Here is a 10019-nt window from a genome sequence, read left to right on the forward strand (position 1 = left end):
GCGCCTTCGGCGCACAGCGGCCGGCAGCGGGAACGGGGAGGGGGCGCCGAGGCATCGTCGCCGTCCGGCCCGACGGGCTCTCATCGGTCGGCGGGTGGCGCAGCGGTGGGTGGTCGTCCGGAGCGGTGGGGGCTGGTCCGGTCGGGGCTCTCCACCCGCCTGCTCTTAAAAAGATGCTTGCTCTGCATCAAGTACCGCATCAAGTGGTTTTCTGAGAGCAGGTGGGTGGAGAGGCGGTCCTGGCTGCCGGTGCTCGCCCATCCGTCGTGCTCCCGAGCCCCGGTCCAGCGCGCCGCTGGGCCGGCTCACTGGCCACCGCGCGGCAGCAGTCGCGGCGGAGCGCAGCGGAGCCTCTTTGAGCTCAGCCGCCCGCCGGGCCGAGGGACCGGAACGCTGGGCCGGCCGCCCCCTTCCCTCCCGCTGCCGCCGCTTTGGACCCGGAGGGTCCGAGACGAAACCCGCACCCGCGTGAGCCGCATGCCGCGAGACGGCGCGTAGGCGCGGGCGAAGCGAAGCGCACGCCGCAGCCCACGCGCAGCGCGGCGGAGCGTGCGGGCCGCCTCCCGCGACTCGTCCCGCCCCGTTCGTGTGCAAGGAGGGCTCGGTGAGGGCTAAAAGGGGTAATGACGCGTCCACTTGCCGGATTGGTTCCATCCGTTCTGCCAACCTCGCGGAGAACTAGGGGAGTTGCTGTGGCACGTTCCCGGGGGCGTCGCATCCCGAATGCTCGGTGCTATTCTCTTCTGCGCGATGATGAAATGGTTCCTGATCACGGGGGGTGGGCTCGCGTGCAGGCCAAGTACAGAGCTTCTGCGATCGCGTTGACGGCCGCGTTGCTGCTGGGGGGATCGCTGGCCCTGGCGCCGACGGCGTCCGCGGTGGGGTCGTCGGCGTGCCAGTTCAATTCGCCCGATGTGAATTTCAAGGTCCGCACCAGCGGTGCAACATTCCGGACAGGGCCCGGAAAGCGTTATCGCGTGATCGGGACGCTTTACCGGGGGGATTCATTCCGCTACTTCTGCCGGACGGGCGGCCTTCGGGACTTCGAGAAGAGCTGGTCGTACGGAAAGATCACGAAGCGGACCCACTCGGGAATCGCGGCCGGCACGAGGGGCTGGGTCTCCAGCAAGTACCTCGACTGACCCGTACCACCATCGGCTATGCGCTGAAGCGGTCGAACTCGCCTGCCTTGATGCCGCGTATGAGGGTGCCGAGGGGGCGGGGGGCTGTTGTGATGACGATGCCGGGGTCGTCGCTCTCCCGGAGTCGTATCGCCCCGTGGACAGCGGCCAGCTCCACGCAAGCGCCGTGAGTCTCGGAGAATGACGACTTCTGCCATGTGGCGGGTGTGGTCACGGTTCTACCCTTCATGCTTCCTGCGCGATGGTGTGAATGAGATCTCGGGAATCGGTGTCGCTGAGCGCTGCTTCTTCGACCGCTGTGAATGCGGTGCGGTAGCTCTCGAGATGCGATTGCGCGTCCAAGAAGGTCGCGCCGAGCGCTGATTCGACCTGCACGGTATCGAGTTTGGGCACGGTTCCTCCGGCGTAGAGCATCGCTCGGCTGGCGCCGACGTATCCCTCTGACGCGAAGGGGACTACGCGTACGGTGATGTTCGGCCGCTCGCACTGCTCTTGGAGGTATTCGAGCTGTGCGCGGGTGACCTTCCGGCCGCCGAACCGCATTCGCAATGCGGCTTCGTGAATGATGGCCCTGTGCGTCGGAGGCGCCTCGCGCTCGAAGATCTTCCTCCGCTTCATGCGATGGGCCACGCGGGCGTCCAAATCAGCCGGTGGGAGCGGCGGAATCGTGTGGGAGAAGACAGTGCGTGCGTAATCCTCGGTCTGCAGGATTCCGGGGATGTGCGTGATGTCGATGGAGTACAGGTAGGCGGCGTGGTGCTCTAATTCGGCGAGGTCCAGGAACGGCGCGGGGAGGGTCCCCCGGTAGTCCTCCCACCATCCTTGGCCGCGCTGTTCGTAAGTCATGGCCGTCAGGGCGTCGATGAGCGCGGTGTCGGCGCACCTGTAGAACGCCGCGAGGCGGCGCACGCGCTCCTCGCTGATCCCGTAGCGCCCCGTCTCGATGTGGCTGATCTGAGGCTGCCCGCCTCCGAGCAGGGCGCCCGCTTCACGGGCGGGCATGCCCGCCGCCTCGCGCATCTTGCGCAGCTCAACTCCCAGGCGCACCTGGCGTGCTGTGGGATTACTCCTCGGCGGCATCGAGCCCTTCTCCCGGTCGCTCATGAGTGTGCCGCTCCACCCTGCCACGGTCCACACTCGGTGTGATGACTTTCGCGGACATGGTTGCGCCGGTACATGCATGACCTCTACGGTCTGTGACGTAACTCTCACGCATCGCTCACGAGAGAAGCCAGCGCATGGGCAATTTCAGGCCGAACCGACCCCACTCGTACACGCTCTACTGCCCGCCCCTCGAAACATCCCCCGGCATCGCCCGCGACTTCGTCACGTCCGTCCTACGTCGCTTAGAGCTCAACGACGCAGTCGGCACCGCGGCACTGTGCACCGCAGAACTCGCCGCCAACGCCTACGGCCACGCCCCCGGCAACGGCTCCGTCCTCTGGCTCGCCGTCGAGCCCGCCGAGGTCTGCGTCACGGTCTACGACGGCAACCTGACCGAACCCCGTCTCCGCCCACCAAACCTCGACGCCGAGGGCGGCCGGGGCCTGCACATCGTGGATGCGCTGGCGGACAAGTGGGGTACGAGCCCCGGCGCCCCGCTGGGGGTCGGAGGGGCGCAGGGCAAAGGTGTGTGGTTCTCCCTGACCACAGGAGGCTCGTAAGGGCGGGGCTCAGCCCTTGGTGACCGCCGCCAGGATCTCCGGCAGCCGCGCCGCCGTCCGCGGCGCGGCCAAGCGCAGGCCGCCCAGGGCGACCCCGGCGCCGTACACCGCGCCCAGCGGCAGCATCAGCCACAACATCTCATCCGCGTCCGCGACATGCATCCAGATCGTCGCCGCCAGCACCGGGGCGCACAGCACCGCGCCGGTGACCATTCCGCCGAGGATGCCGATCCAGGCCAGGCCCGCCTGCCCCGGCGCCACGTTCTTGTAGCCGCTGTCCTGCGGAATGGAGTACGGGTACAGGGCCGAGGTCATGGCGCCGGTCGCGACCAGCGCGCCGAACAGTGCCAGGGCGAGGCCGAGCGCGTCGGGGACCGCCGCCCATTCGTCCATGAGCGCGGCCGCGCCCAGCACCGCCAGCGTGACGTAGGGCACGCCGACCAGCGCGAGGGCCAGCGCGCGCCCGCGCAGCTCCAGATAGGCGTCGCGTGGTGCGGAGATCGTCTGCGCCACCATCCAGAAGGCGGAGGAGTCCTGCCCGAACTGGTTGTACATCTGCATGCCGAGCAGCCCCGCGGCCCAGCAGGAGGCGTAGACGCTGCCGGCGCCCTGGACCGTGGTGACGACCGGCACCAGCAGGCCGACGGCCAGCGAGGTCACCCACGCGGACTTGGTCTTCGGGTCCCGCCAGGCGTAGCGCAGCGTGCGCAGCACGACCGTGCCGGTGCGGTTCTCGGGCAGCAGCCGGTGCAGGGCGGGCCGTGCGGCAGTCGAGCCGGGGCGCTTGCGGCTGGGCTCGGCCGCCTGGATGGTCGAGGAGTCCGGTGAGGTCATCAGGTGGGTCAGACCGCGCTGCCACCACCACAGCAGCAGCGCCAGCAGCCCCGCCGACAGGGCGAGCTGGGCGGCCGCGGTCCCGTACGAGCCGTCGCCGACGCCCTGGACCGCGTCGATCGCCGCGGCGGGCGGCACCCAGCGCAGTACGTCCGCCACCGGCTCCAGGGAGGACAGCCCGTCCTCGCCGGACAGCTGCCCCACCCCTACATTGACCAGCTGTGCGCCCACCGCTACGAACAGGCCGCTGAGCAGGGCCAGATCGCGGCCCCGGCGGCTGGTCAGCAGCTGGGTGTTGGCGGTCGCGACGGCCCGGGACAGCGCCACGCACAGCAGCATCGCCACCACCACGGCCACCACACCCGTCGCCGCGGCCGCCGCGCCGTGCGCCACGGCGATCACCGAGCCGGTGATGAGGGTGAGGGTGAACAGCGGGCCGATGCCGATCAGCGAGGACACCAGCAGGGCGGCGACCAGCGGGCGGGGCCGCAGCGGCAGCATCACCAGCCGCGTGGGGTCGAGGGTTTCGTCGCCGCCGGGGAAGAACAGCGGCATCACGGCCCAGCCGAGGGCGAAGACCGCGGCGAGGAGGGTGACCAGCGCGGCGGCGTGGTCGTTGCCGCGCAGCGCGATCAGACCGAGCAGCTGGAGCGCCGCGATGAGCAGCGTGACCACGACGGAGGTCACGTACGCGGCGCGGCGCCCGGCGGACTGCCGCAGCCCGTTGCGCAGCAGGGACAGCTTGAGCCGGACGAAGAGCGCGGTGAGCGGGCCGGTGGCGGTCATCGGGCGCCGCCGCCCAGCCAGTCGAGGTCATGGCCGGCCGCCCGGTCGTTCGCGCCGACCAGTTCCAGGAAGGCGTCCTGCAGCGACGGCGCCGCGCCCCGTACCTCCGCCAGCGGGCCGTGGGCCCGGATGCGGCCGGAGGCCAGCACCGCGACCCAGTCGCACAGCGACTCCACCAGCTCCATGACGTGGCTGGAGAAGACGACGGTGGCGCCGGAGCGGGTGTAGCGCTCCAGCACCCCGCGGATCGTCTGTGCGGACACCGGGTCCACGCCCTCGAAGGGCTCGTCCAGAAAGAGGACTTCCGGATTGTGGAGGAGCGCGGCGGCCAGGCCGATCTTCTTCCGCATACCGGTCGAGTAGTCGACGACCAGCTTGTGCTGCGCCCCAGCGAGGTCGAGCACGTCCAGCAACTGGGTGGCGCGCTTGTGGACCTCGTCGGCGGGCAGCCCGCGCAGCCGCCCGGTGTAGTCGAGGAGTTCGCGGCCCGACAGCCGCTCGAACAGCCGCAGCCCCTCGGGCAGCACCCCGATCCGGGCCTTCACCGCGACCGGGTCCCGCCATACGTCGTGCCCGCCGACCTCGACGCTGCCGGAGTCGGGCCGCAGCAGCCCGGTCACCATCGACAAGGTGGTCGTCTTGCCCGCGCCGTTGGGCCCGACCAGTCCGATGAACCGCCCGGCGGGCAGCTCCAGATCGATCCCGGCGACGGCGACCTGCTCCCCGTACCGCTTCCACAGCCCCCGTACGAGCACCGCCGGTATGGCCGGCTTTCCGCTCTCCTCCGGCTCCGCTGCCACCGGGTCCCCCTTTCGAACGCGCGGAGGCCCGGTCAGCGCCCCCGTCCGCCGCCCACGATAGGGGCAGCCTTTGCGGGCGCCGGTACCCGGCGAGCGTCGGCGCGCCTCAGCGCCCTTCGCGGCCGCAGGCGTAGGCGAGGGCGCTGACCAACTCCTCGGCGTCGGGGAGCCAGCGGTTGGCGGCGGTCGGGCGGCGTGCCCACTGGACAGAGGAGCCGTGCCGGCCCACGCGGGTGGGCGGCGCCACCACGTAGTCGCCCTCGCCGCGCGCCACGAGGTCGATCGAGGAGGGCGGCCAGCCCTGGTTCCGTACCAGGTGCGGGATCTTGGCGGCGGCGCCCGGCAGGACGAAGAACAGCATCCGGCGCTCCGGGGTGGAGGTGACCGGGCCGAGTTCGACGTCCCTGCGCTCCATGCGCGCCAGCGCCAGACAGCCCGCCGTCTCCGGTACGTCCAGCGCGTCGAAGGTGCGTCCGGTCGGCAGCAGGATCGAGGCGCGCGGCGCCTTGGCCCACATCCGGCGCGCGACGACGGGGCTGCCGGTCGCCTGGTCCGCCCAGTCGGCGCGGGTCGGATGGGCGCCGGGGGAGGGGCAGTCGGCCGCGCCGCAGCAGCACTGGTCCCACCACTGGCCCGGGCCGGCCACGGGCTCCAGCCAGGCGCCGGGGAGCACGTCCCAGTGCCGTTCCTCCGCATAGCGCACCGCGGCGTCCCGCAGCCGCTCCCCGCGCTGTTGGGGGATCTGTGGTGCTCCTGTCACATCGTCGGTCACGTCGTTTGTCACGTCCATGGTCTCGTCCACGACCAGCACAACTCCAGGGGTCTGCGGGGGTTACGCCCCACCCCGCCGTGCCGGCGGAGCCGAGTACTGAAGGGAAGAAAGGAAGCATGCTCCGGGCATGTGGGGCGCATGGGTGCACGGCCGGGGGCGCGCATGGGGACGCGGCTGCGTGAGCGGGTAGCCACCATGCGTGACGGGCGTACGAGTGTCCGGTAGGCCGTGCCGTGTTCCAGTGGTGCGGTCCCGGACTCCTGTCGGCGCCGTACGCGCACGATCGCGGTCAATTCGGGCAAGTCCTGCATTCTCCGCACATGCCTGGCGTATCCGCGATATCTGCGGGGCAGTGATCAACAGGGACGGCATCCGCCGTAAACGCACAGCAGTCACTGGGGGTATGACCATGGCCGCTAGGCCGCTTGTGGCGCGGCAGCCGAACGAGAGGCTGCAGGCGCTCATCCAGGAAGCCGCGTGTTCCAACGCCGGCTTGGCGCGCAGGGTCAACATGTGCGGCGCCGAGCACGGCCTCGATCTGCGCTACGACAAGACCTCGGTCGCCCGCTGGCTGCGCGGCCAGCAGCCGAGGGGCCGGGCCCCGGGCATCATCGCCGAGGCGCTCGGCCGCAAGCTCGGCCGTACGGTCACGATCGACGAGATCGGCATGGCCAACGGCAAGAACCTCGCCTCGGGCGTGGGGCTGCAGTTCTCGCCCACCGTCCTCGGCGCGATAGAGCAGGTCTGCGAGTTGTGGCGGAGCGACGTCGGGCGCCGTGACTTTCTGAGCGGTTCTACGGTCGCGGCCTCGGCGCTGGTGGAGCCCAGCCGGGACTGGCTGATCACCGGGGCGGACTCCCAGGTCGCGCGGACGGCCGGGGCGAAGGTCGGCAGGTCCGACGTGGCGGCGGTGCGGGCGACCACCGACGCGCTCATCGAGCTCGACCACCGGTACGGGAGCGGCCATGTGCGCCCCGTCGTCGTCCACTACCTCAACAGCGTGGTCTCCGGGCTGCTGGCCGGCTCGTACCGCGAATCGGTCGGGCGCGAACTGTTCGCCGCAGTCGCCAGGCTGACCGAGCTGGCCGGCTATATGGCGGTCGACACCGGCCAGTCGGGGCTCGCCCAGCGCTACTACATCCAGGCGCTGCGGCTGGCCCAGGCCGCCGGGGACCGGGGTTACGGCGGCTATGTGCTCGCCGCCAGCATGAGCCATCTCGCGGCCCAGCTCGGGAACCCGCGGGAGATCGCCCAGTTGGCGAAGGCCGCGCAGGAAGGCGCGCGCGGGCAGGTGCCGCCGCGTGCCGAATCGCTGTTCCTGGCAGCGGAGGCCCGCGGCCACGCGCTGCTCGGCGACGGGCGCGCCTGCCAGGTCGCGGCGGGCCGCGCGCTCGACGCCATGGAGCGGGCGGCGGGCAGCGGGGGCGAGACCGGCGACGACCCCGCCTGGATCCGTCATTTCGACCACGCCTATCTGGCGGACGAGTTGGCCCACTGCCATCGCGACCTCGGCCAGGCCGAGCCCGCCAGGCGCCGCGCGGAGGAGGCCCTGGAAGGCCATCCGGACAGTCGGGTGCGGCGGCGGGCGATCGGGCTGTTGCTGTTGGCCACGGCGCATGTGCAGCAGCGCGATGTGGAACAGGCCTGCCACACCGGGACCCAGGCGGTCGAACTGCTCGGATCCCTGCGCTCCAACCGGGGGGTGGAGTATCTGGACGACTTCCAGCAGCGGCTCGAGCCGTATCGGGACGAGCCGGTGGTGCGGGAATTCGGGGCGCGGTTGGAGGTCCAGGCCGCCTGAGACGGGTGACAAGTGTCTCGTTCTCCCCAGGGTCGCCGGGCACCGCACTGTCCGGGGACCCGGTAGCGTGAGCCGTTGATTCCGTAAGTCGTATAGCCAAGGAGTCCCGGTGACGCAGAGCGGACAGGGGAACGAGCCGCAGCTGCCTGCGGTCCCGCCCGCGCAGCCCACGCAGCCCGTGCGCGAGGGTGTCGTGCTGCCCGCTCAGGGCGATCAGCGGGCCCACGACCAGCACCAGGCGGCCCCGGCCGGTGGCCAGGCTTGGGGACAGCCGTGGGGTCCGCAGGGTGCGCCTCAGACCACACCGCAGACCCCCGGGCAGCCGGGTGCGCCGGCGCAGCCTCAGCCGCTGCCGCAGCCCCAGGGGGACGCCGGGGCCCAGGCCCAGCAGGGCTGGCCGCAGAACGGCGAGCAGAACGTTCCCCAGCACGCCCCGCAGGGCGTCCCGCAGAGCGCGCCACAGCACGGCTTCCAGGGCGGCGCGCCGCTGAGCCCGCCCCCCGGCGCGCCGCAGAACGGCCTGCCCGCCGGTCCCGCCGCGCCGCACGGCGCTCCGTACGGCGGGCCGCAGAGTGCGCCGATGCCCGCCCATGGGCAGCCGTACGCCCAGCAGGGCTGGCCGCCCGCGCAAGGGCAGCAGCCGCAGATGCCGCAGGGGCAGCCGCCGATGCCGCCTCAGCCGCACGGGGGGCCGCCGGCACCGGACAGACAGGCGCAGCCCTTCGCCGGAGGCGCCGACGAGACCCAGATGCTGCCGCCGCAGCCCGGCTTCCCCGGGCCGCCCGCGGCGGACTCCGAGGCGACGCAGTACATACCGCCCGTTGCCGGGCAGGCGCCCGGCGCGATGCCGCTGCCGCCCGAGGGCGCGGCCCCCACCGCTCCCCCCGCGCATGCCGCCCCGGCGCATGCCGCCCCGGGCCAGGACCCCGCCCAGGCCGCTGCCGGCCAGGCCCCCGCGAGCACGCCGCTGCCGCCGGAGAACCGGTCCGGTCACCCTCAAACGCAGCCCGAATCGGACAAAGAGTCCACCACCGTTCTGCGGGCGGTCCGCCCCGGACGCGCCCGCCACGGAGCCCCGCAGGCCGCCCCGGGCCAGCCGGCCCCCGGTCAGCCGGCCCCCGGCGCCGCCGAGGAGACGCAGGTCCTCCCCGGGCCGATCCCGGCGGCCGGGCCGCCGCCCCAGCAGCAGGGCCACGGCGCCCCCCAGCCGGGCGGCCCCGCGCCGTACGCGATCCGGCCCGGCATGCCGGGCGACCGGCAGCCGCCGTCGGAGTTCGACGGCCTGTTCCGCGCCGACGGCGGGCCCGCCGCAGGGGCGGACTCGACTCAGCAACTGCCCCAGTTCAGCGACCAGGGCCCGATGCCAGGCCCGCCCGGCCCGCCCGGCCCGCCCGGCCCGCCCGAGGGCGATGGGCCGGGCAGGCGGGGCGGCGGCGGCCGTCGCCGTATGTCGCCCGCCGCCCTCATCGGCATCGTCGTCGGGGTCTGCGCCATCGCCGGCCTCGCCGCCGGAGCGGCGCTCAGCGCCGGGGGCGACGACGACAAGAAGGACACGAAGGCCGAGGAGAGCCAGACGCCGGACCCCAAGGTCGACGACAAGACCAAGGCGGCCGACCCCGCCGAGGCGCAGGCCAAGGCGCTCGACGCGCTGCTCGCGGACAGCAACAACAGCCGGGCGGCGGTGATCAAGGCCGTGGAGGACATCAAGACCTGCAAGAACCTGTCCACCGCGGCCACGAACCTGCGCACCGCCGCCGGGCAGCGCACCGACCTGGTGACCCGGCTCGGCAAGATCTCCGTCGACAAGCTGCCCAACAACGCCCAGCTGACCTCGTCGCTGACCAAGGCCTGGCGGTCCTCCGCCACGGCCGACAACCAGTACGCGGCCTGGGCCGACCAGGTCGGCGGCAAGAAGGGCTGCCACAAGGGCCAGGCCCGCAGGACGCCGCGGGTGGGCGCGGCCGAGCGGGCGAGCGGCGAGGCGACCACGGCGAAGAAGAAGGCGTCCGAGCTGTGGAACCCGATCGCCACGAAGTACGGGCTGACGCCACACCAGCAGACGGAGCTGTAAGCGCAGTGACTTTGCGGTGAGTATGGGACAGCGACACGCCGTAACGTCGGCGTGTCGCTGTGGCCAAAAACACCCCCAATTGGGCGAGTGCGCCGAGGGGGAACCCCCGGGCCGCGGCGAGACCGCCCAAACGGAAGAGAGGGGGGTGG

General features: G+C 72.2%; 9 protein-coding genes. 4 read left to right on the forward strand and 5 right to left on the reverse strand.

The window, feature by feature from the left end; all coding sequences use genetic code 11:
- The first annotated feature begins 788 nt into the window (after positions 1-788).
- Positions 789-1142 carry an SH3 domain-containing protein gene (locus tag ACWDSL_RS49185; RefSeq protein ID WP_450495755.1) on the forward strand — a complete coding sequence of 118 codons (354 nt, stop codon included), beginning with the start codon at positions 789-791 and terminating at the stop codon, positions 1140-1142.
- Positions 1143-1158: 16 nt separating this feature from the next.
- Here the strand turns inward: ACWDSL_RS49185 and ACWDSL_RS49190 are convergent, their stop codons facing one another.
- Together ACWDSL_RS49190 and ACWDSL_RS49195 are read right to left on the reverse strand one after the other, a co-directional pair.
- The gene (locus ACWDSL_RS49190; protein WP_450495756.1) at positions 1159-1356 is read right to left on the reverse strand and encodes a DUF397 domain-containing protein; all 198 of its coding nucleotides are present in this window, start codon (positions 1354-1356) and stop codon (positions 1159-1161) included.
- 11 nt (positions 1357-1367) lie between these two features.
- Entirely contained in the window at positions 1368-2246 is an 879-nt protein-coding gene (locus tag ACWDSL_RS49195) for a helix-turn-helix domain-containing protein (protein WP_450495758.1), read from the reverse strand.
- A gap of 134 nt (positions 2247-2380) precedes the next feature.
- Here ACWDSL_RS49195 and ACWDSL_RS49200 point away from each other — a divergent pair, with 134 nt between their 5' ends.
- Positions 2381-2806: an ATP-binding protein gene (locus tag ACWDSL_RS49200; RefSeq protein WP_450495759.1), complete on the forward strand. Its 426-nt coding sequence runs from the start codon at positions 2381-2383 to the stop codon at positions 2804-2806.
- Positions 2807-2815: 9 nt separating this feature from the next.
- On the opposite strand, the gene ACWDSL_RS49205 is transcribed toward ACWDSL_RS49200, so the two are convergent.
- From ACWDSL_RS49205 to ACWDSL_RS49215, 3 genes are all read right to left on the reverse strand, one after another.
- Complete coding sequence (locus ACWDSL_RS49205; RefSeq protein ID WP_450495761.1) at positions 2816-4426, reverse strand: transporter; 1611 nt, start codon at positions 4424-4426, stop codon at positions 2816-2818.
- Complete coding sequence (locus ACWDSL_RS49210) at positions 4423-5226, reverse strand: ABC transporter ATP-binding protein (RefSeq protein ID WP_450495763.1); 804 nt, start codon at positions 5224-5226, stop codon at positions 4423-4425. Before ACWDSL_RS49210 ends, ACWDSL_RS49205 begins: the two co-directional genes overlap by 4 nt.
- A 106-nt stretch (positions 5227-5332) precedes the next feature.
- On the reverse strand, positions 5333-6016 hold the full coding sequence (locus ACWDSL_RS49215; RefSeq protein ID WP_450495764.1) for a bifunctional DNA primase/polymerase: 684 nt from the start codon (positions 6014-6016) through the stop codon (positions 5333-5335).
- A 391-nt stretch (positions 6017-6407) separates the two neighbouring features.
- On the opposite strand from ACWDSL_RS49215, the gene ACWDSL_RS49220 reads away from it, so the two are divergent.
- Together ACWDSL_RS49220 and ACWDSL_RS49225 are read left to right on the forward strand one after the other, a co-directional pair.
- The gene (locus tag ACWDSL_RS49220; protein ID WP_385627808.1) at positions 6408-7799 is read left to right on the forward strand and encodes a transcriptional regulator; all 1392 of its coding nucleotides are present in this window, start codon (positions 6408-6410) and stop codon (positions 7797-7799) included.
- A gap of 109 nt (positions 7800-7908) precedes the next feature.
- Positions 7909-9870, forward strand: a complete 1962-nt coding sequence (locus tag ACWDSL_RS49225; RefSeq protein ID WP_450495766.1) for a hypothetical protein — start codon at positions 7909-7911, stop codon at positions 9868-9870.
- Positions 9871-10019: the final 149 nt, after the last annotated feature.

It is taken from the genome of Streptomyces sp. NPDC000941, assembly GCF_053599555.1.